This window comes from Sphingobium sp. TB-6, from assembly GCF_012927365.1.
Taxonomy (GTDB): domain Bacteria; phylum Pseudomonadota; class Alphaproteobacteria; order Sphingomonadales; family Sphingomonadaceae; genus Sphingobium.
In genome coordinates, this window is sequence record NZ_JABBGL010000019.1 from 58,723 (window position 1) to 80,434 (window position 21,712).

Sequence of the window (21,712 nt, forward strand, 5' to 3'; positions counted from 1 at the left end):
CGCCGATTTTTGATCTCCAAGTGCAGACCAGCGGCTTTCGCCTCGCTAGTCGCCGTTGGCATCGACCGTGAAAATCATCGTCTTGCCGCGTGACGCTGGATCCCATCCAGCCAACAACGCCGCCCGTACCCCCCTTGCGGCAATCGCGTCGTTGATGTGGGAACGCCCTTTGGGCAATCCTTTCATCAGGCGCTTGGGTGTTGGAAATTCGAGCACGGCATCGCGCGGCATACCCTGCGCGCGCAATGAGACAGTCATGCCCTTCCACCCATCGTCAGAGGATAGCCGGGGCTCGCTCAGGAGCTGCCAATCAAATTTGGATCCGTCGATTTCGACGGTGCCGCCAAGGCTACGGGTATTGGACATGCAACGGCCCTAGCATGCCGATGGCGGCACTTCATCCTTTTCACTGATGGTGCAGCGTCTTCTCGAACCCCTCATTTGCCTTCGTCATCTTGACGAGCCTCCTGAGGTGGCTGCGAACATGCCGCTCGAACCGGACATCGTCATAGATGCTCGTCGCCGGGTATTCGTCCTGGCCGATCAGTTCCTTAAGGCGTCTGGCGAACGCGGCCTGTTCATTCGTGCAATCGACAGCCTTCAGCACGCGGCAAACCCACTCTTCCGCAGCGGCCTTGTCATAATCGTCCCGCGCCTCATAGCCGCGCCGGTCCGCCGCAGCCTGATCTAGCCTCGATGCTTCGAACCGGCGCTCCAGCCATTTGCGGACCCGTTCGCCATCCCACGGTTTCAATGCTTCTGTCATCGCTGTTTCCCGTCCCGATTTTTTAGCAAGCAAGAGGCCGATTTTCGGCAAAGGGCCGATCTATGAACTTACCAATATGATGCCGGCGTTCGCATCGCTATAGCCGAACCGAAATCAAGGCAGTTAAATCGATCTATGGCCCGCAAGCGTTCGAAACACGATCCCTTTGATCATCTTCCGCAGGAAGACGAAGCTCCAGTAGCGCCGGTGGCCTGCTGGCTATGCGGTCGCCCGACCGGCAAGACCATCGTCTGGCATCATCCCATACCCAAGAGCCGCGGCGGTCGCGATGTCGTGCCGATGCATTCCATCTGCCAGCGAACGCTGATTGCCAATTTCACCAATTCCGAACTGCAGCGCCACGGGATGGAGGTGGCGGGTCTGCTGGAAAATCCGAATGTTCGTAAATTCGTTGACTGGGTCGCGAACAAGGATCCGGACTTCACGGCGACCATCGCAAAGAAGCAACGCTGATTGCGCTGATCATCGGCGCAATAGGGCCGCATTCGTGTACAAGCCTGATGGTCACGGATGGGTTTGAACTGGAGCGGGTATGTCCATCAGCGAGTTCTGCCGTTCAAAACTGCGAAGCGTCAAATTTTCCAAGCGCGGCCAAGATGAAGCCGAACACTAAAGGTGACTTTCTACTTCGGAAAACGGCCGCGAGAGGACATCATAAAGTTCGGTGGCAGCAAAGCCTGCAGCAATGAGAGCGAGGACCAAGAACACACCAAATTGGAATGCCGCTGACCAACGTCGGCTGCTCTCCAATTGGCGTGCGATGCGAGCATCTGCCTCCATTCTCGGCCGTGCTCGACGCTCACAGGAAGATTCAGGGTCGTTCGCAGATCGGGGGCGGGAAGCCAAGCGGGGTTCGTTGATTATGACCGCAATGTCGATCCTGTCTTGCGCCTGTATCCCGAAAAAGCGATTCTTGCGCCAGACGACCCGACCAATAATTGTCTGTCGTCCACGCCGGATTTCTACATAAGTGCCGCGATCAGGGGCTTCGTCAGACGCGACGAGTGCGCCACCGGAGGACAGATTGTGGATGACCACTTCGATCCAGGATGCACCCACGTGCATCCGCGCCGGGATCAACACTGGGTGACGTGTTTCGCGAGGCTTGTATCCTATCTGTAATGCCCTGAGCACGCCGCAACCTCTCCCAGATTTGTCGCTGCTAAACGATCATAGTGTACAAAATGCTAAGAAGTAGTGGATATCGCCACGCGTTCGCCGTTGAAAGGGTGTCTATTTCGCGACCGCGCGGCCAACCGTATTTGGCAGAAACACTGCCAAATGGCACCAAATCGGCGTCAAGGTGATCGAGGACCAAATCCATTTGATCTCTTCCTGACCCTGTGCAAAAAACTCCAATGTATGACGGGACTATCACCATAGCGCGAATGGTCGACCCTTCTTTGCCGTACAGGGACCAATTTTCGATCTCCAGGTCCGGAAGGGCAGCTATCCGAACTACGGACCTCAAAACTGGCCGTTAGCCGACACCATATAGATTCTGGCTCCTCGCAGCGGCGAGGAGCCAGAAAACTTCAGATTTCTGTTCCCTCTGCCAAAGTCAAAGCGTCCTCCACATCCACTCCGAGGTACCTGACCGTGCTTTCAATCTTCGTGTGCCCGAGCAGGATCTGGACGGCGCGGAGATTTCCGGTCGCCTTGTATATGATAGACGCCTTGGTTCGCCGCAGGGAATGGGTACCATAATCCTCGCTCGGTAAGCCAATTCCCGTGACCCATTCATCGACAAGGCGGGCGTACTGCCTCGTGCTTATGTGGGCGGCGTGGTCGGTGCGGCTGGGGAATGCGTAATCCTCAAGGGCGCCACCTCGCAGTTCAAGCCACTTGAGGAGGCTGGCGCGAGCATCGTCCATCAGCTCAAACTGAACCGGCCTGCCGGTCTTTTGCTGAACGACAGTCGCCCTTGTTCGAATTTTCCGATCACAAACGATGTCGCTGATCCTGATCTTCACCAAATCGCAGCCGCGCAGTTTGCTATCGATAGCGAGGTCAAAGAGGGCTCGATCTCGGATTCGTCCATGTTGATCCAGAAAGAAACGGATCGCCCAGATCTGGCGAGGCTTGAGCGCGCGCTTCGCACCAACCTTCCGTCCGGCGTTCCACGATACTCGTTCGCGAGCGGCGGGATCAAATTCTGATAATCCCATGACACATCTCCTGAGGCCATGATGGCCGCGGGAAGAACGCATCACAGAATGGCCGACCCAAAATGGCTGCTCAGCGACGATTCTCGCTTTCCCGATTCCTAACGTCCGTTCATCTTCCAGTGTGTAATGCACGTTCGGGCGAACGGCCCGGCTCCTTCAACTGCCATGCTACGCATAGAAGCGACATTTCCCGCTGTCAGCATAGGACGAGTTCATATCTCCGAATGCATGATCTGAGGGATGCGCCGCCCTTCTACGTATAGAGAAGCAGGCAAGGAGGATTCGAACCATGAGACGCCATCTGATTACAGCTACATTGATGCTGTTATCGACCGCAGCCAGCGCAGCCGCGCCGATCATCGTGCATCGCGATCCGGGCTGCGGCTGCTGCGAGAAATGGGCAGCGCAGGTGCAGGCACAGTTCGGCCGTCGCGTAACGATGATCGACGATCAGGCAAGATCCGCATTCCAGAAGGCGCGCGGTGTCCCCTCAACGCTCGTCTCCTGCCACACCGCCGTAATCGACGGCATGGTGTTCGAAGGCCATGTCCCGATCGCAGACATGAAGCGCGTCCTCGCCCAGCGCCCCAAGGGGGTGTCGGGTCTTGCCGTCGCCGGGATGCCGCTCGGTTCTCCCGGTATGGAAGTGCCGGGCCAACGTGCCCAACCCTATGTCGTCACCGCCTTCGGCGCGGGCGGTACGCGGATATTTGCGCGTCACTGATCCGGCGGTTGAGCTGATCGAGAGGCTCGGCTAGATAGATACGGTCGTGAAACGCTTGTTCGCATCCCTGCTCCTGCTCGGAGCCCTGTTCGGCCTCTTCGGGGCTGAGCTTGCCTATGCACGCGGCGCGGTGCTCGCGACCGTCAGTGCGCCCAAGGCGATGACGATGGATGCGGACTGCATGGCGATGATGGCCAAGCAGCAACCCGCGCCCGAACAAAAGCCCTGCAAGGGCCTCACGCTTGACTGCATTGCCGCCATGGGCTGCGTCGTGCCGCTAATGGCGACGGACCTTGGCGCAGGGCTTGCCGAGCGCATCCTTTATGCCGCACCTGATTTCTGGGCCGCGACCAATAAGCTGGCCGGCCAGACCTTTGCCCCTGATCCCGAGCCTCCCACGACCCTTGGCTGATTGAACGATCGCGCCTGACTGGTGCGCGCTTTGCTGCGCTCGGGCGACGCGATCCCACAGTCATTTCAGTCTAAGGATATTCGTGATGTTCAAGTCGATTTCGGCTGCCTTGTTGGCAACCCTCACCCTCGCGGCCCCCGTATGGGCCGCAGACCGTCAGCCGACGTCTTCGGGCCACTGGGAATGGCGATCCGTGCCGCAGCCTGGTCCCCGCGCCGTGGGGCCTGCCCGAAAGCATGTGTGGATGCCCGATCATCCGCAGATGGCCAAGTGCGACTGCGACATGATGGCGACAAATGCCGCCGATTGCATGAAAGCCATGCATGACGGCCATTCCAGGCCATCGGCCGGCTGAAGCGAGCTTCCCGGCCGATAAGGAAAATAATCGTGGCCGGGCGCGTGGCGCCGGCGCAGCCGTGGTGGTTGTGTCGGCGCACGTTGCCGCTCCGACCCATCCTTGCGCCGGGCAGCTCTCGATCGGGAGTTCTCCATGCATCGCCTTCTTCTTGCCCTGCCGCTGCTCGCGAGCACTGCGATGGCGCAGGCCGAGCCTTTGCGCTTCGACGAGGCATTGGCCCGCGCCGAGGGGCAGGCGCCATCCATTCGTGCGCGGCTGCTCGAAGCCCAATCGCGCCGCGCGGCCCTACCTGCCGCGGATCAGTTGCCCGATCCCAAGCTCGGCGTCGGCATCGACAATTATCCCATTTCCGGGCCACCGGCAGGGAGTTTCGTTGAGGACAGCATGACCATGGCGCATATCGGCATTTCCCAGGATGTGCCCAATGCCGCCAAACGGCATGCCCGCAGGACACGCGCAGCAACCGATGTCGCCACGGCGGAAGCCATGATCCTGTCCGAAGCTCGGCGCGTGCGCGTGGCAACGGCGCTGGCCTGGATCGACCTCGCCTATGCAGAGCGCCGCCTGGCCGTGCTCGACGGCATCATGGCACGGCTTGGGAAGCTCCAGACCGCCGCCTTCACCAGCGTCGCTTCGGGGGCCGCGCGACCGGCGCAATCGCTTGATATTCGCCAGAGCCTCACGGCTCTGGAAGATCAGCGAAGCGAACTGCTTGCCGATGAGGGCCGGGCGCGGGCGAACCTGGCGCGCTGGACCGGCATGGAATCACCGGAGGCAGATGGCGACCTTCCGGCCATTGCCGTCAACCCGGATATGTTGCGCGCCGCCATCATCCATCATCCGGATCTGGCAACTGCTGCCGCGCGTACAGCGCAGGCGCGTGCCGATCTGTCGGTCGCACAGGCTGACAAGCGGCCCGACTGGGCATTCGACCTTGCCTATCAGCGCCGGGCCGAGCGCTTTGGCGACATGGTATCGGCCGGCGTGACGATCAGCCTCCCGCTATTTTCCAGCAAACGGCAAGACCCAATGATCGCGGCGAGTGCCGCGACCGCTTCGGCCGCCGTTGCGCAAGAGGAGGATTTGCGTCGGGCGCTCCAGGCCGATCTCGAAGCAGGCCTCGCGGATCATGATATGCACCATGACCAATGGCGGCGTGCAAAGGATGTGCTGCTGCCTCTGGCGCGGCAGAGGGCCGAGCTGGAGACGGCGAGCTATGCCGCCGGACGCGCGGGCCTTCTCGACGTGATCCAGGCGCAGTCCATGCTGGCTGAGAGCGAACTACAACTTCTCGAACGGGAAGCCGCCGTTGCGCGCGATGCGGCCCGGCTGACACTGACCTTTGGGGGGCAGGATCAATGATTTCTCTTATGACACTCCGAAGCGAGCTCGTCCTGGGCGGCGCTGCCCTGGCCCTTGCCGCCGGCGCGCTGGGCTATGGGCTGGCCCGCTGGAGCCAAATGGACGCGCCTCCCTCAACAACCGAGACGGGCCGCAAAATCCTCTACTGGTATGATCCGATGGTGCCTAGCCAGCATTTCGACAAGCCTGGTAAGTCCCCCTTCATGGACATGGCACTTGTCCCCAAATATGCCGGTGAGGGCGAGGATCAGCCCGGCATGGCCATCGATCCGGCGCGAACCCAGTCGCTAGGCCTTCGCGTCGCCGAAGTTCGGATGGGTAGCCTTTCCTCAAGCATCACCGCAACCGGCACGATTGACTTCAACGAGCGGGATGTCGCGATCGTGCAGGCGCGGGCGGCAGGATTTGTGACCCAAGTCTATGGCCACGCACCGGGGGACATGATCGCAGCAGGCGCGCCGCTGGCTGCCATATTGGTGCCGGAATGGGCAGGCGCGCAGGCGGAATATCTTGCGGTCCGCCGGATCGGCGACGCAGCCCTCACGCGCGCCGCACGCCAGCGGCTCACCTTGCTCGGCATGCCGGCCGGAACGATCGCGTCGGTCAATCGCACCGGCCGCGCCCAGACGGTCGTGACGGTTTCCACGCCGGTAGGGGGGACAATCAAAGCGCTTGGCGTCCGCGCCGGTATGACCGTCGCCGCAGGCCAGACTTTGGCCGAGGTCAATGGCTTTGGCTCGGTCTGGCTCAATGCCGCCGTTCCCGAAAATGTCGCAGGAAAAGTTCGGCTAGGTCAGGCCGCGAGCGCGACGCTCGCTGCTTATCCCGGAGAGCGCTTCACAGGACGCATCGCCGCCATTCTGCCCAGCGTCGCCGCGGACAGTCGAACGCTCACGGTTCGGATCGAACTCGCCAATCACGGAGGAAGGCTGCACCCTGGCATGTTCGCCTCCGTCGATCTGGGGGGATCAGACCATCAGGCGCTTTTGGTTCCCTCAGAGGCGGTGATCCGCACCGGCACGCGCACACTGGTCATGCTCGCGCTGCCGGGTGGGCGCTATCAGCCTGCTGAGGTTCGCACCGGTGTTGAAGCGGGAGAGCAGACCGAAATCCTTGCCGGGCTGGCGCATGGGGAGAAAGTCGTTGCCTCTGGGCAATTCTTGCTCGATTCCGAGGCCAGTCTTTCGGGCGTGAAGGCACGGCCGATAGCGGCGGCGTCAGCCTCGGCGCCGACGGCGCAACCCTTGGGTGCCTACACAACGAGGGGCCGGATCGACAGCATTGCCGCCGACAGGATCACTTTCAGCCATGAACCCGTTCCCGCGCTGCAATGGCCCGCGATGACGATGACCTTCCACTTGGCCAGTCCCGGTCAGGCTCATGGCTTCAAGATTGGGGACCAAGCCCGCTTCAGCTTCGACCAGACCGCGCAGGGACCGACGATCCGGACCATGGCGCGGGAGGCGCGTCGATGATCGGTCGCCTCATCCATTGGTCGGTGCGCAACCGGCTGTTCGTCATGCTCGGAATATTGGCGCTGCTGTTCGCCGGGCTCTGGGCCGTGCGGCAGACCCCGGTCGATGCGTTGCCGGACCTTTCCGACACACAGGTCATCATCCGCACCAGCTATCCCGGCCAAGCGCCGCAGATCGTCGAAAATCAAGTCACCTATCCGCTCGCCACCACCATGCTGTCGGTGCCGGGCGCGCGGACGGTGCGCGGCTATTCCTTCTTTGGCGACAGCTTCGTCTATGTGATCTTCGAGGAAGGGACCGACCTTTATTGGGCGCGCTCGCGCGTTCTGGAATATCTCAATCAGGTCCAGGGTCGGCTTCCCGAAACGGCTCGGAGCGCCATCGGTCCGGATGCCACCGGCGTCGGCTGGGTCTATGAATATGCGCTGGTCGACCGCACCGGAGGCCATGATCTCTCGCAACTCCGATCGCTCCAGGACTGGTTCCTGCGCTATGAACTCAAAAGCGTTCCCGGCGTCGCGGAGGTCGCCAGCATCGGCGGGATGGTCCGGCAATATCAGGTCGTGCTCGATCCGGTGAAGCTCGCCGGCTATGGCGTGACCCATGCCGAGACCGTCGAGGCCATCCGCAAGGCCAATCAGGAAGCGGGCGGGTCGGTTCTCGAACTGGGCGAGGCGGAATATATGGTCCGGGCTTCGGGCTATCTCCGGTCGCTTGACGATTTTCAAGCCATTGTGCTGCGGACCACGACCGGCGGCATCCCGGTGCGCTTGGGCGATGTCGCGACGATCCAGATCGGTCCGGAAATGCGCCGGGGAATTGCCGAACTGGATGGCGACGGCGAGGTCGCGGGCGGCGTGGTAATCCTCCGGTCAGGCGCCGATGCGCGGGCCACGATCGAGGCGGTACGCGGCCGACTGGAGCAGCTCAAGAAGAGCCTGCCGCGCGGCGTCGCGATCGTTCCCACCTATGACCGCTCGCAGCTCATCGACGCCGCCATCGACAATCTCACCCACAAGCTCATCGAGGAATTTGTCGTCGTCGCCATCATCTGTGCGCTTTTCCTCTGGCATGTCCGCTCGGCCCTGGTCGCCATAGCGACCCTGCCGCTGGGGGTGCTGGCCGCGTTCGTCGTGATGCGCTTGCAGGGCGTCAATGCAAACATCATGTCGCTGGGCGGCATCGCCATCGCCATCGGCGCCATGGTCGACGCCGCGATCGTCATGATCGAGAATGCCCATAAGCAGATAGAGCGCTGGACGCATGACCATCCGGGAGAGACGCTGGAAGGGGCCGAACGCTGGTCGGTCATCACCAGAGCGACCTGCGAGGTCGGGCCAGCGCTCTTCTTCTCGCTGCTCATCATCACGCTCTCTTTCGTGCCCGTATTCACCTTGCAGGCGCAGGAGGGGCGGCTGTTCGCGCCGCTAGCCTTTACCAAGACCTATACGATGGCGGCAGCCGCGATCCTTTCGGTGACGCTTGTGCCGGTGCTGATGGGCTGGCTTATCCGGGGCAAAATCCCCTCCGAACAGGCCAATCCGGTCAACCGGATACTGACCGCCGCCTATCGGCCCGCCATCGACTGGGTCATCAAGCGGCCCAAGGCCACACTCCTGATCGCCGCGCTTGTGTTCCTGACCACGGCCTGGCCGCTGTCCCGGCTGGGCGGCGAGTTCCTGCCTGCCATGAACGAGGGCGATCTGCTCTACATGCCGTCAGCATTACCGGGCCTCTCGGCTGCCAAGGCGGCCGAACTGCTCCAGCAGACCGACCGGATGATCAAATCCGTGCCGGAGGTGCAGAGCGTGTTCGGCAAGGCGGGTCGCGCCGAGAGCGCCACCGATCCGGCCCCGCTGGAAATGTTCGAAACCACCATCCGATTCAAGCCCCGCGACCAGTGGCGGCCCGGCATAACACCTCAGAGGCTGGTCGATGAACTGGATCGCGCCGTGAAGGTGCCGGGCCTTGCCAATATCTGGGTGCCGCCCATCCGAAACCGGATCGACATGCTGGCGACCGGCATCAAGAGTCCGATCGGGATCAAGGTGTCGGGCGCTGACCTTGCGACCATCGACCGCATCGCGCGGCAGATCGAAGGGGTTGCCAAGGCCGTGCCAGGGGTCAGCTCTGCGCTGGCCGAACGGTCGACCAGCGGTCGCTATGTCGATGTCGACATCGATCGGGCAGCGGCAGCCCGCTATGGGCTCAATATCGCGGACGTCCAGGCGATCGTCTCGGGCGCGATTGGTGGCGAAAATATCGGGCAGACCGTCGAAGGGCTTGCCCGCTATCCGATCAGCGTGCGCTATCCCCGCGAGCTGCGCGACAATCCTGACGCACTACGTGCCCTACCGTTACTGACACCATCGGGGCAGCAGATCACACTGGGCACGGTTGCCCGCATCGCGATCACCGATGGGCCGCCCATGCTCAAGACGGAGAATGGCAGGCCCTCCACCTGGGTCTATGTCGATGTGCGGGAGCGTGACCTTGCGTCCGTGGTGGATGATCTCCAGCATGCCGTTACGCGGGACGTAAAGCTCTCGCCGGGCGTCAGCATCGCCTATTCCGGGCAGTTCGAATATCTCCAGCGGGCGCTGGAGAGGCTGAAGATCGTGGTGCCCGCCACACTCGCGATCATCTTCCTGCTGCTTTACCTCATCTTCCGCAGGGTCGACGAAGCACTGCTGATCATGGGATCTTTGCCCTTCGCGCTCACGGGCGGCATCTGGATCCTCTACCTGCTGGGCTATCACCAGTCGGTCGCCACCGGGGTCGGGTTCATCGCTCTTGCCGGGGTCGCCGCCGAATTTGGCGTGATTATGCTCCTCTACCTCAAGCACGCGCTTGTGGCGCGCGGCAGCAACCCCTCCCAGGAGGATGTCGCCGGGGCCGTTCGCGAGGGCGCCGTTCTTCGTGTGCGGCCCAAGGCGATGACGGTCGCCGTGATCATCGCCGGTCTGATGCCGATCCTGCTGGGATCGGGCGCGGGTTCGGAGGTCATGAGCCGTATCGCAGCGCCCATGGTCGGCGGCATGCTGACCGCGCCCCTGCTGTCGATGTTCGTCATCCCGGCCGCCTATCTGCTGCTGCGGCAGCGATGGCCGGATCATTCTTCCCACCAGTCCAACACGAAAGGAGACGATAATGCGGTCATCTATGTTTAAGGCTCTTGGCCTCACCTTGCTGCTCGCCGCCTGCGGTCCAAAATCCGGGACCAATGAGACGGGCGCAGCGAACGGCATCGCGCCGGCTGCCGCAGCGATGAACGCGATGGGTAATGATATGGGCAATATGGCGATGACCCCCGGCGACAAAATGGCCAAAGGCGCCGGCAAGGTGACCGCCGTCGACAAGGCAGCAGGCACCATCACCCTCGATCATGGCCCGATTGCCGAGGCGGGCTGGCCTGCCATGACCATGGCGTTCAAGGCCTCGCCCGCGCTCATCGACAGCATCAAGGTAGGCGACGCCGTGGATTTTGATCTCAAGCTCGAAGGCGGAGCCGGCGAGATCACGGCAATCAGCAAGAAATGAAGACCATGGGAGCCGGGCCAGAGCGTGGCTCCCATTCAACCGTCAGGTGCCTGCCGCGGGCCAGGGCTCCATCAACGCCTTGAGGTCAACACACGTGTCGCAGCTTTCGCCGATCAGCTCCTTCCTCGAATGGAGAATTCCGCCAATAATTGGGCGAGCGCTTCAATCTGCTCTCCGCTACCCTGCAAGGCGTCCTCTGATGCACGATCGACTATATTAGCGACGAATTGCGAAGGCCCGGCGTAGGCAAGAGACCAAGTGACAAACCGCCGGTGAGAATATTCTCCAGACGCTATAGTTCTGACATTTTCATGCCGGGGGTCTTGAAGAATGCTGGCTTTCAATTCTTCGATCGCCGTAGGTGTTCCTTCCAAATACTGGACGAAGTTTCGCCCTGTAAAAAGAAGAGCACCGGTCACTTCAAGCGAACGATTGCGAGGAATAGAGACGTTAACGATTTCCCGGATGCATTCTTCGGTGTCGATCTCGTCAAGCCGGCTCGTGCTTATATAGAACCATCGCGCAAACATGCGCGACTGTATGACGGTTGTAAAAGAAAGTAAAGGCGAGGTGCATGGTGGGGACCAGTAATGCACCTCGCCTTTACAACTACCGGGCCTCGGGGGAGGCATCGGTGATCGAAGGCCCTCAGGGTAGCCAATGAAGGTTAACATGGGCTTGGCGCATATTACGGTAAAAATACCGTACGCGTGGATAACAAGCCCGCAAGAATCCGTTCTTATCAAGCGCGCAACATCGCAGGAGAGGTGGGTGGCTGAAGACAATGGTAAAAATCCGACTTCACCCCGGGGGTGTCCGGAGCAGCGTCGGCATACCCGAAAGACCGTGTTCAAGTCTGCGCTGCTCTATCCTGTCCAAGACGAAGTCGGCCTCTCCGTCGAGAATGTTTCGCACTCTGGCCTGAGCTGCCAATGCGTCCTCGTCCTTGGGTTGCTCCAGCAGGTTCATGTGAGTTTCGACGGGCAGAGCTTTCGAAGCGCCGAGGTCCGTTGGGTAAAGGGCACCAGGTGCGGCCTGCTGATGGAGGAGCCACTTCTCTGGATTGACGGGATCGAAATTGATCCAGACACATCATCTCAGAATCATCCGCCTCGCGAGCATCGTGTGCCGGTTACCCTGCCAGCAACGCTCATAACCTCAGCTCCCGTATTGCCTGGCACCATTCGCAACATGTCGGTCGAGGGCATGATGATTGAAGTTGGCTGTGAACTCCCCGAGGGAATGCGTTTGCTGGTGAAGAGCCGCGACAGTGCAGTACGTCTGGGACGGGTGCAATGGTCTGCCGGGGGCATGGCTGGCCTGTTCTTTGAGCCGCCCCGTAAGCCTCTGGAATAAGCGGAGTTGCAACTTTTCTGCCTGTCACGTGTTGAGCGAAAAGAAAGAAACAGCGTTATTGCGATGGATAGTCCGTGCCCAATCTATGTTGTGGACGACGACACCAGAATGCGCCAACATCTGGTGAGATTGCTGCGCGGCCAAAAATTTGCGCCGACTCCCTTTTCCACCGGATCAGATTTTGGCGAGGCGATGAGCTATCTCGCTCCTGGCATTGCGTTGCTGGAATTGCGCCTTATCGAAATGAACGGGGTTCCTACAATAGCAGATCCCCTATCGCGGCGTCAGGACATTCCTGTGATTGTAATGGCGGCCAATGGCGATATCCCGACAGCGGTCAAGGTGATCAAGCGAGGAGCGGTCGATTTCCTGGAAAAGCCTTTTACCGATCACCATCTCTTGAAAATGCTAGCAAGTACGCAAACCCTTCACCAGGGCAGAATTGAGGCTCAGGAACGGAAGGATCGTGCCGAGGTTCATCTGCACAGTCTCACGACAAGAGAACTGGATATTATGAGGGCATTGGGCTCCCATAGGAATAACCGCATGGTCGCGGAGGAATTCAACCTCAGCCTGAGAACGGTAGAGATGCATCGGGCCAGAATCATGAAAAAATTCGGCGCAAAGCGGTTTGACGATGTATTACGGGAAATTAGTGAGGCGGGATTAGAATGAGGATTTAATTATATATGATCGACAACCGATCAGCCAAAAAATTCATTGCCATTCTTATGTTCCTTATTATCAGCATCATTATATTATATCGAAATATATGATATAAATAAACGAAATCATCTTCGAAAAATCGTATAATTATGCGCGTCTATTTAATGAAATCCGATCAGCCAATCGATATTTCTCGGAAAATAGATCCGCATCCATGGGCTGACCAAATAAATATCCTTGGCCATCTTCACATGCATGCTCGCGTAGAAATGACAATTGCTCCTCGTTTTCGATCCCTTCGGCAATGACGGAGTAGCCTAATCGATGGGAAAGTTCGATCAGAGAGCTCACAATAGTCCTGTCGGCTTCAGAATGCTGTAGAGAACGGGTAAATTCCTTATCTATCTTGATACGATTAATTGGATAATATTTGAGAAAATTGAGGGATGCATATCCAGTACCAAAGTCATCAAATGAAATATTAACCCCCATATCCCTTATTGCATTGAGCTGGTCAATGATGTCATCTTTGCAATCAAGAGCGATATTCTCTGTGATTTCTATTTCAATGGCTTCAGGATCGAGCCCGCTCTCCTTTAGCGCGTCTCGAATGACTGAAGGAAGATTCCCCGCCTCAAACTGTGCCGCAAATAAGTTGACGCCAATCCGAAAAGCTGGCGCAAATTTGCGCCACTCAACTGCCTGCGCGCAGGCTTTTCTGAGGACCATCGTGCCTACATCCGCCGCAATCGGGCTACTTTCCAGTGCAGGAAGGAATGCCGCCGGCTGCAGCATGTTGCGCACCGGATGGCGCCATCGCAGAAGAGCCTCCGCGCCGACCAGGGAATTGTCGCTCAATCTGATCTGCGGCTGGAAGACGAGACTAAATTCCTCTTTTTCCAAGGCATGATGGAGTTCTGTGGCGAACAACCGGCGGGCGACAGCCTCACTGCGGAGTGATGGGTGGAAAATAAATGACGTTCCAAGTCTTTCAGATTTGGCATGGCGCAAGGCCAGATCTGCATTGCCAATCAGGCTTTCCAATGTTTCCCCGTGGTGAGGATAAATGACAACGCCACAATTTGCTGAAATTCTGGTCTCACCCCCAGAAACGAACATAGGCTGATTTACGGATTCTATTATAAAACTTGCAATATTATTCAAATATTTTTCACTGCTAACGCCTGGAAGGAGAATTGCAAATTCGTCTCCACTGATCCGTGAGATTGTCGCATTGCCCTGTGTGCAATCGACCATTCTTCTTGCGGCATCGCGCAATATAGAATCACCAGAATTATAGCCAAGTGCGATGTTGACATCTTTGATACCGTGCAGATCGACAGAGATAATGGAGAATTTTTCATTATTATCTATGGAATTATTCACAGTTTTGTAAAATAAGTTCCGATTTGGGAGACTTGTTAGCAAGTCATAATTGGCTATCCGCTCAAAAATTCCTCCGTCTTCGGTACAAAATGAAAGATCATTAACAATCGCGCTGACGTAAATTTCATCAGCAAATTTGGTCGTCGTCCAGATGAGTTCAATCTTAAATTTTGAGCCGTCACATCGCTTCGCAATGTATGTGCTGAATTCCCTGTCACCCAGATGGATTCTGTCCACATATCCGTCCAGGGCTCGGGAAAAGATTTGCCGATCATCGTCGTCGATGAGCAGGTCGACCGGCTTCATGTAGATTTCTTCCGGTGCATATCCGAACAAATTGGCAGCACTATCATTGCAAATCACAATTTTGCGGGTGCGGTCGATGCAGATTATCGCCTTCCGGGAAGCGCTGGCGCAAACTTCAAGATCGGACAAATGCATCTTCATCGCAACTTCAAGGCGGCGTAGTTCGAGTCTGTCGGTAACCAATCGCGCAAGATCCCGAAGGCGACTGCGATCCTCCTCGCTAAATTCAGAGCGCGGACTGGAATCGATGATGCAGAGAGCTCCCAGAGCATGTCCGGACGGCGTCTTGATCGGTGTACCGGCATAGAAACGAATTTTGTCGCTGGTCACGAGGGGATTGTCGTGAAACCGCACGTCCAGCGTGGCGTCCGCAATAACCAGCACGTCATCCTGAGTGATTGCATGGGCACAAAAAGATATATCGCGGCCCATGTCGCACTCTCCGACCCCGGCGTTTGCGATAAGAAACGCATGATCTGTGCCGATCATGTTAACGGCGGCGGCAGGGACTCCAAAGATTTGGGTCGCCATTTCGACAATGGGAGTTAGGCTTGGAAGCTCGACGCCTGCAACAAGGCCATAGTCGGCGAGCGACAGCAGGCGCTCACCTTCACCGGCAATCGAATCAGGACACCGCATAGAAACTCCCTCACATCTGCCTTAAATCAACTTGGTAAGCGACCGGTAAAGGCGCGACTTTCGATACCCGGCGCGTCAGTTGACGCTTGAACCCCTCCGCCCCGTTGCGCCGGGACAGTAAGCTTCTCTCCAATCCTTTGTGGTTGCCGAAACCGGGAGGGCGAGTGAAGTCGCCTGGGGAAAGCGCTTGATCGGCGGGAAATCCGTCCACTGCCGTAGACAAAGTGCCAATTACATTCCGGCATAGCGATATTATAAATATTATTTTTTAAGATGTTTTTGTCAAATAAACATGATCATTATTCACGATAGCTATCTATCTTATGATAGATTTTAATTGTTCTTTCTTTTCTAATGCGGTTAATTGATCTTTCAATAATAACTTGAGATCTATACCCGCAATCATCGATATTATGGTTCTCAAAATTTTCGACCGAGTCACTATCAAAATTTTTTCGCATTTTCTCTGAAAATAAATCCTTTAGAGAAACTCTCTTGTAGGCTGTCTCGGATAAAATGGACATAATATTTTACCAATTATTCAACTCGTCAGTGGATATTTTCATCAATTGTCAAATATATAGATAATAAATATTTACCACATAGAGTCAGTGAATGCTTCAAGAGATTTTAAGTGTAAAAAGGTTAAATGAGCTGGCATTAGTCTGACCGTATTTTTACGGTATGCGCATTATATGGAATTTGACTGTCACTAACCCGGTATCCTGGTTGTGCATTGCACTTACCGCTTGGACTTGTCGGCCGCTTCGGTGGCCGTTTCCACCCAATAAGGAGCTGTGGTGAGAAGATCATGTAGGACGATCGATGGTTTCTAGCGCAGCAGTGAGAATGAAGTGGCCCCGCATGACGAACGCCAAGCAGCCAACGCCTGCCACGCCCGTTTCGTTCGCGTAACATAATGTTCGCCGGAATAAATCCTAGACGGCCAATTGCGGGCGCACTGCAGAGCGAGGTGAGAAAAATACCTCTTGAAAGCGGTGGATGACCTCCTAAATTCCTACCCGCCGGACGCCGAACCGGGTCCGGTGGGACACATGAGAGCGCCGGCTCTCTCCGGCGCCGCTCATGCCCAGATCGCTTCGTAGGAGGATTTGGAAATGAGAAATAACTTCGACTTCACGCCCTATCGGCGTTCGACCGTGGGCTTTGATCGACTCTTCAACCTGCTTGAAGCAGGTGCGCGGGAGGACGAAGGTTACCCACCCTTTGACATCCTCAAAGATGGCGAGGACAGTTATCGCATCACGCTGGCGGTCGCTGGTTTCCGTCCCAACGACATTGAGGTGGTGGCACAGCAGAATTTGCTCACCGTCACCGGCAGGCATGCCGAAGACGACGGCAAGGGCGAGTATCTCCATCGCGGGGTCGCCATGCGTCCATTTGAGCGACGCTTCCAGCTTGCCGACTTCATCGAAGCAGGAGAAGCCAGCTTCGAGAACGGCTTGCTCAGCATCGCGCTCAAGCGCGTCGTGCCTGAGGCGATGAAACCACGCCGGATCGCCATCAGCCCTGGCCTGGCCGCTAGTGATCGCATTGGCGGAGGCGATACAGTCGGCGAGGCTGCCTAACCCACGTTACACCCGGCCTGCCGGCACCGCCGCCTGCAACCCAGCGGGCGGCGCCCGGCAGGTTCTGCCCATCGTCAAAGAAAGGAGATTATCTGTGGCCATTCGTGACTTCATTCCTTGGAACCGGCAGGAAAACCGGCTTCCCGTCCCGGTCAGCGCGGAGCGCGACCGCGACAATGATACCCACCCGCTGCTCTCGCTCCACCGCGAGGTGAACCGGTTGTTCGACGACGTCTTTCGCGGTTTCGGTGTGCCGTCGCTTGCCGGGTTCGACCGCGGTCTGTCGTGGCCGAACCTCGAACTGGCTGAGACCGATAAGGAAATCCGAGTCACGGCCGAACTTCCCGGTCTTGAAGAAAAGGACTTTGAGATCACCGTCGAGGATGGCGCGCTTACGCTGCGCGGGGAGAAGACGTCTGAGGTCGAGGACAAGGATCGCGGCTATACCGAGCGCAGTTATGGACGCTTCGAACGACGCATTGGCCTGCCGAAGGGCGTCGACCGCGACCAGGCGCACGCTAGCTTCAAGAACGGCGTGCTGACTGTCACCGTGCCGAAGACGGAGGCGGCGAACGAAAATATCCGCCGCATCCCCGTCAATGGCAAGGAGGCATGAAAGTCAGGCCCGGGACTTCGGTCCCGGGCCCAGCCCTAAACCGCCCGGGATGGTGCGGGAGGTCGGGGCGATCGCAGCCAATGGCAATTGCAAGTCCGGCCCAAGCTATACGAGCGCATTGCCGTCCGATGTCTTGGCTATCATCGAGCCCGTGTCGCTCCCGGTCAACCAGATCGGTCGGGCGCGCGTAGGAACATGGCGCCTGCGTTTCGCCATGCGCTGGCGCGCGCGCGTCGTCGATCCGCTGACCGGGTGGACGGGCGGGGGCGATCTGCTCACGCAGATCGAGCTTCACTTTCCTGACCTCGAAGCGGCCTCGCGCCATTGCCGGCGCGAGGGCGTGCCCTTCGATTTGCAGGGATCGCCGGATCTGCGTCGGTGGGTGCGGGCTTGTCTGACCGGCGAAGTGCCGCCGCGACTATGCTGCTGGCCCACCGGTCTCCATGCGCAACTCTGCAGCGAATATCTGCTCGCTATGGCTCGGTGGGACGATCATGCCATGCGGTCATCGGCAGTCGGTTCAGCAGAACAGATTTCCAACTGCCAACATCAGCGCGGAAGAACGATCGCCGGGAACCGCGCGAATGCCGCTTCCGCCCCGTCACTCTCCCACGGGACAATTCAGACGTGATGATCATGCACACGCCACCTGGCATTCTTTCGAGCTTTATTACCCTGCTCGTGACGATCGGTCCGGTCGAGACGGCAGTCGTTTTCGCCGGCCTGACTTCCGGCATTCACCGCAGCGACCGGATCAGCCTTGCTGCTCGATCCGTTATGATAGCCGCCTCCGTCCTCCTGCTTTTTGCGCTTGCCGGCGGCATCGTCCTCTCGCTGCTGCACATCTCGTTGCCTGCCTTCCGGGTCGCGGGCGGCGTGCTCCTTTTCCTCCAGGCTTTAACGCTCACCTTCTCGAGCCCAGGGCTGTCGTCGATCAGCGAAGGTGAGCGCCACGAAGCCGAACAGCCCCGTGATATCGCGGTATTCCCATTGGCATTTCCCTTGATCGCAGGCCCTGGCAGCCTGTCGGCGGCGGTGCTCGTCATGGGCCGTACCAACAACCTAGTGGAAGCCGGCGGCGTGCTAGGCATGATCATCGTCTGTGCGCTGCTGACCTGGCTGGCAATGCTGGCCGCGGACCGTCTTGTTCGACTGCTCGGCAGCACCGGGGCCGACGTGGTGAGTCGCATCTCTGGCGTCCTTCTCGCCGGTCTCGCCATCCAGTTCATATTCGACGGCCTTGCGGCTGCGCCATTTCTCGCGCGTTGACCGGTCCTTTCACCGTAGCGCAGCTTGGCAGGGGTTGTCGGACTAATGCTGTTTTGGCGGACTCTTTCGTCCGCCCCCGCGCCTTTGACGGGGCTTGGCGACTATTGATCCAGCGCATTTAGCCCGCGATTGATGACGCGGGCATACATGTGGCGGTCCTACAGGCCTGGGCCGCCACCCTTGCGGCATTATGGAATCGGCATCGAGGACCCGGCGTTCCCCAATTCGTCCCGTTGCGTAACCTGCTGCAGCACACATAGCTGAGGGAACTTCACAGCCGGCGGCAGCCTTATGGAGGATCACTATTCTCGCTGAGCGACACCAGCGGCAACATGCAGGCATTCGAACTGTCTCGCGAACGGCAGCAATAGTGGACCCCGTCCCCCGAAGCGGACAGACCAAAAAGTCTATGGGTTTCGGGCGCCAGCAGGCGTACGAAAGCCTGACATGTACGACCCGCGGTGGTCCAGGCGATGGGCTATGGGGATTTCGGATTTTGGCGGCTGTCGGGATTGGCGGAACCGCTGCTGCCGAGCGATGCGGTCGATGTAGGCGGAGCGTATTTTAAGCGGCTCAGGAAGCTTGATCGGCACGATCGGGGGCCATGGGTGGGGTAAGTCGGGATAAGGATAATGCTCGGCACGCGCATCACGATTTCCCGCTTCATGGTGCTCGCGGGATTGGTTGAAGGCAGGCCATGCCAGGTCACGGCGCGATCTCCCGGATCGGTACCTTGATGCTCGGCGGTGCCCGCGGTTGTCGCCAGCGTTCGAAGGTTTCGATGATGATCATGCGCCCACCGCAGCAGGGACAGGGCAGACGCAGGCCTACAGGATTTTCCGGTTCATCCTCCCTGAGCGGGGGTGGGATAACATCGAGCAGTTCACGGGCGCGCGCGAGACTGGTCTTGCGCGATGAACTGGCGAGCAGGCCATAGTGGCGGATGCGGTGGAAGCCGCGGGGCAAGACATGGGTCAGGAACCTGCGGATAAACTCGTCGGTGTTGAGCGTCATGACACTCTGACGTTCAGGCCCGTCGCGCCGGTAGTCCTTGTAGCGGAATGTAATGCCGGTTTCGTCGAAGCTGATCAGCCGCCGGTTCGAGATGGCGATCCGATGGGTGTAGCGCGAAAGATAGGCCAGGACGGCCTCAGGACCAGAGAACGGGGGCTTGGCATAGACTACCCATGGATTCTTCCTCACCGGAGCCAGATGGCGCAGGAAGGCCCGTCGATCGGTGAGTGATACCAGCGATCCGTAAAACGCAAGCTTCCCGGCGTCATAAAGCTGGACCAGGCGGGTCAGGAACAGGCGGCGGAACAGCTTGCCCAGGACGCGCACCGGCAGGAGGAAGGCGGGACGCGAGGATATCCAGCGCGTCCCGTCAAGCGCGATGCCGCCGCCCGGCGCAACCATATGGACATGGGGATGGTGCGTCAGAGCCGAGCCCCACGTGTGGAGCACGGCGGTGATGCCGATCCGGGCACCCAAGTGCCTGGGATCAGCGGCAATGGTCAGCATTGTTTCCGATGCCGCCCGGAACAGCAGATCGTAAACCACCGCCTTGTTCTGGAGCGCGACGGGGGCGACCTCGGCAGGGAGCGTGAAGACAACATGGAAGTATCCGACCGGCAGCAGGTCGGCTTCGCGCTCGGCAAGCCAGGAGCGCGCAGCCGCGCCCTGGCATTTCGGGCAGTGCCGATTCCCACAGCTATTATAGGCGATCCGCCAGTGCCCGCAGTCTTCGCAGGCCTCGACGTGGCCGCCCAATGCAGCGGTGCGGTAGTTCTCGATCGCCGTCATGACCTTTAGCTGGATGAAGCTCAGGTGCCTGGCATGGATTGCGCGATAGGCGGGCCCAGCAGTGCGGAAGATGTCGGCGACCTCAAATGACGCGCGCATCGGCTCAGCCGTCAGGCGCCACCGGTTTCGGACCGCAGATAGCTAACCGGTCGAGCGGGCTGATGACGGCGCGCGCGGTTCGGGTCGCGACTTTAGTGTAGAACGCCGTCGTGCTCAGGTTCGCATGGCCCAGTAATGCCTGGATAACGCGGATGTTTACCCCGTCCTCCAGCAGATGCGTCGCAAAGCTGTGCCTCAGCGTGTGTGGGCCAACCCGCTTGGTGATACCTGCCGCATGTGCCGCATCAACGACAATGCGCTGAAGCTGCCGCGTGCTGAGCGGCTTGAGATAATGCAGTCCCGGGAATAGCCAGCCATCGGCATGCATGACGCCCTGCGCCCGGCCAACCTTCCACCACTCGCGCAACAAGGTGAGCAGATCAGCGGGCAGGATCGCGTTGCGATATCGGCCGCCTTTCCCACGTTCGACCCTGATCAGCATACGCTCACTGTCGATATCGCGGACCTTGAGCATCGTCACCTCAGCGGCACGAAGGCCGGCACCGTAGGCTACGGACAGAGCTGCCAGGTGTTTGAGGGACGTCGTCGCTTCGAGCAGCCGCGCAACCTCATCAGGACTGAGAACGACGGGCAAGGAACGGGGATGCTTCACCTTGTAGAGCTTGCGGGCAAGGTCGGGCCGGTCGATGGTATGCGTGAAGAAAAAGCGCAACGCTGCGACGATGCTGTTCATCGTAGGTGCGCCGACCCCAATCTCTCGCTGGTCGATCTGGAACTGACGCAGATCCTCTGCCGTCGCTGTATCGGGAGGGCGACCGAGCCAGGCGGCAAACCGCGCAACATCGCGAATATAATTGCGCTGGGTCTCCCGCGTGAATTCGCGCATGTTCATGTCGTCGATCAGGCGCTGACGCAGCGGGCTGGCGGGAACCTCCAAAGTGGTATCAATCATCGTTCGACTCCTTGGCTGAAAGGAGGCGCGATGCTCTACCTATGATCGACGAGGCTCAACCGAAGCGACATTCCACCCGATTGGGGCAGCCCTATGTCCAGGCACCGATCCCGCGTCAGCGGGTCGTCTAATCGCCCCTCTGTCAAGCCAGCCAAATCATTCGTTCGTTCATTCATTTATAACTGTTGCCAAGCGTATGCCGGGTACAGGGTCGTCTACGCGGTCGATGCAAGTTGATCGCCGC

The 21,712-nt window shown here is 58.9% G+C and carries 21 protein-coding genes; 13 read left to right on the plus strand and 8 right to left on the minus strand.

Annotation, left to right across the window (positions count from 1 at the left end; genetic code table 11):
• Positions 1–45: 45 nt before the first annotated feature.
• Together HHL26_RS19705 and HHL26_RS19710 are read right to left on the minus strand one after the other, a co-directional pair.
• Positions 46–366, minus strand: coding sequence for a hypothetical protein (locus tag HHL26_RS19705; RefSeq protein WP_169576600.1), 321 nt, complete (start codon positions 364–366; stop codon positions 46–48).
• A gap of 40 nt (positions 367–406) precedes the next feature.
• Positions 407–766 carry a hypothetical protein gene (locus HHL26_RS19710; RefSeq protein WP_169576601.1) on the minus strand — a complete coding sequence of 120 codons (360 nt, stop codon included), beginning with the start codon at positions 764–766 and terminating at the stop codon, positions 407–409.
• Positions 767–901: 135 nt separating this feature from the next.
• On the opposite strand from HHL26_RS19710, the gene HHL26_RS19715 reads away from it, so the two are divergent.
• On the plus strand, positions 902–1,240 hold the full coding sequence (locus HHL26_RS19715; protein WP_169576602.1) for a hypothetical protein: 339 nt from the start codon (positions 902–904) through the stop codon (positions 1,238–1,240).
• A 156-nt stretch (positions 1,241–1,396) separates the two neighbouring features.
• Here HHL26_RS19715 and HHL26_RS19720 read toward each other — a convergent pair whose 3' ends face one another.
• On the minus strand, positions 1,397–1,921 hold the full coding sequence (locus HHL26_RS19720) for a PilZ domain-containing protein (RefSeq protein ID WP_169576603.1): 525 nt from the start codon (positions 1,919–1,921) through the stop codon (positions 1,397–1,399).
• Between the two features lie 401 nt (positions 1,922–2,322).
• Positions 2,323–2,955 carry a tyrosine-type recombinase/integrase gene (locus HHL26_RS19725; protein WP_169576604.1) on the minus strand — a complete coding sequence of 211 codons (633 nt, stop codon included), beginning with the start codon at positions 2,953–2,955 and terminating at the stop codon, positions 2,323–2,325.
• 289 nt (positions 2,956–3,244) lie between these two features.
• Between HHL26_RS19725 and HHL26_RS19730 the strand changes: the two genes are divergently transcribed.
• From HHL26_RS19730 to HHL26_RS19760, 6 genes are all read left to right on the plus strand, one after another.
• Positions 3,245–3,679, plus strand: coding sequence for a DUF411 domain-containing protein (locus HHL26_RS19730; protein ID WP_169576605.1), 435 nt, complete (start codon positions 3,245–3,247; stop codon positions 3,677–3,679).
• A 46-nt stretch (positions 3,680–3,725) separates the two neighbouring features.
• On the plus strand, positions 3,726–4,091 hold the full coding sequence (locus HHL26_RS19735; protein ID WP_169576606.1) for a hypothetical protein: 366 nt from the start codon (positions 3,726–3,728) through the stop codon (positions 4,089–4,091).
• 490 nt (positions 4,092–4,581) lie between these two features.
• Complete coding sequence (locus tag HHL26_RS19745) at positions 4,582–5,811, plus strand: TolC family protein (RefSeq protein WP_169576608.1); 1,230 nt, start codon at positions 4,582–4,584, stop codon at positions 5,809–5,811.
• Between the two features lie 8 nt (positions 5,812–5,819).
• Entirely contained in the window at positions 5,820–7,286 is a 1,467-nt protein-coding gene (locus HHL26_RS19750) for an efflux RND transporter periplasmic adaptor subunit (protein ID WP_240962524.1), read from the plus strand.
• Positions 7,283–10,456, plus strand: a complete 3,174-nt coding sequence (locus HHL26_RS19755) for an efflux RND transporter permease subunit (RefSeq protein WP_169576610.1) — start codon at positions 7,283–7,285, stop codon at positions 10,454–10,456. The genes HHL26_RS19750 and HHL26_RS19755 overlap by 4 nt, the downstream gene beginning before the upstream one ends.
• Positions 10,449–10,826: a copper-binding protein gene (locus HHL26_RS19760; RefSeq protein WP_206377548.1), complete on the plus strand. Its 378-nt coding sequence runs from the start codon at positions 10,449–10,451 to the stop codon at positions 10,824–10,826. Before HHL26_RS19755 ends, HHL26_RS19760 begins: the two co-directional genes overlap by 8 nt.
• Positions 10,827–10,939: 113 nt before the next feature.
• Here HHL26_RS19760 and HHL26_RS19765 read toward each other — a convergent pair whose 3' ends face one another.
• Positions 10,940–11,356, minus strand: a complete 417-nt coding sequence (locus HHL26_RS19765; RefSeq protein ID WP_169576612.1) for a BLUF domain-containing protein — start codon at positions 11,354–11,356, stop codon at positions 10,940–10,942.
• A gap of 241 nt (positions 11,357–11,597) precedes the next feature.
• On the opposite strand from HHL26_RS19765, the gene HHL26_RS19770 reads away from it, so the two are divergent.
• Positions 11,598–12,182, plus strand: a complete 585-nt coding sequence (locus tag HHL26_RS19770; protein WP_346765606.1) for a PilZ domain-containing protein — start codon at positions 11,598–11,600, stop codon at positions 12,180–12,182.
• A 63-nt stretch (positions 12,183–12,245) separates the two neighbouring features.
• Positions 12,246–12,857 (plus strand): response regulator, encoded by a 612-nt coding sequence (locus HHL26_RS19775; RefSeq protein WP_169576626.1) that lies wholly within the window; start codon positions 12,246–12,248, stop codon positions 12,855–12,857.
• A gap of 138 nt (positions 12,858–12,995) precedes the next feature.
• Here HHL26_RS19775 and HHL26_RS19780 read toward each other — a convergent pair whose 3' ends face one another.
• The gene (locus tag HHL26_RS19780; RefSeq protein WP_169576613.1) at positions 12,996–15,179 is read right to left on the minus strand and encodes an EAL domain-containing protein; all 2,184 of its coding nucleotides are present in this window, start codon (positions 15,177–15,179) and stop codon (positions 12,996–12,998) included.
• Between the two features lie 1,118 nt (positions 15,180–16,297).
• Between HHL26_RS19780 and HHL26_RS19785 the strand changes: the two genes are divergently transcribed.
• The 4 genes from HHL26_RS19785 to HHL26_RS19800 all read left to right on the plus strand — a co-directional run bounded on the left by HHL26_RS19785 (position 16,298) and on the right by HHL26_RS19800 (position 18,653).
• Positions 16,298–16,768: an Hsp20 family protein gene (locus HHL26_RS19785; RefSeq protein ID WP_169576614.1), complete on the plus strand. Its 471-nt coding sequence runs from the start codon at positions 16,298–16,300 to the stop codon at positions 16,766–16,768.
• 94 nt (positions 16,769–16,862) lie between these two features.
• Entirely contained in the window at positions 16,863–17,384 is a 522-nt protein-coding gene (locus tag HHL26_RS19790) for an Hsp20/alpha crystallin family protein (RefSeq protein ID WP_169576615.1), read from the plus strand.
• 49 nt (positions 17,385–17,433) lie between these two features.
• Complete coding sequence (locus HHL26_RS19795) at positions 17,434–18,015, plus strand: NADH dehydrogenase ubiquinone Fe-S protein 4 (protein WP_169576616.1); 582 nt, start codon at positions 17,434–17,436, stop codon at positions 18,013–18,015.
• Positions 18,015–18,653: a MarC family protein gene (locus HHL26_RS19800; RefSeq protein ID WP_240962528.1), complete on the plus strand. Its 639-nt coding sequence runs from the start codon at positions 18,015–18,017 to the stop codon at positions 18,651–18,653. The genes HHL26_RS19795 and HHL26_RS19800 overlap by 1 nt, the downstream gene beginning before the upstream one ends.
• A gap of 705 nt (positions 18,654–19,358) precedes the next feature.
• On the opposite strand, the gene HHL26_RS19805 is transcribed toward HHL26_RS19800, so the two are convergent.
• Together HHL26_RS19805 and HHL26_RS19810 are read right to left on the minus strand one after the other, a co-directional pair.
• Complete coding sequence (locus tag HHL26_RS19805; RefSeq protein ID WP_169576617.1) at positions 19,359–20,555, minus strand: IS91 family transposase; 1,197 nt, start codon at positions 20,553–20,555, stop codon at positions 19,359–19,361.
• 4 nt (positions 20,556–20,559) lie between these two features.
• Positions 20,560–21,468: a tyrosine-type recombinase/integrase gene (locus HHL26_RS19810; RefSeq protein WP_169576618.1), complete on the minus strand. Its 909-nt coding sequence runs from the start codon at positions 21,466–21,468 to the stop codon at positions 20,560–20,562.
• Positions 21,469–21,712 lie beyond the last annotated feature (244 nt).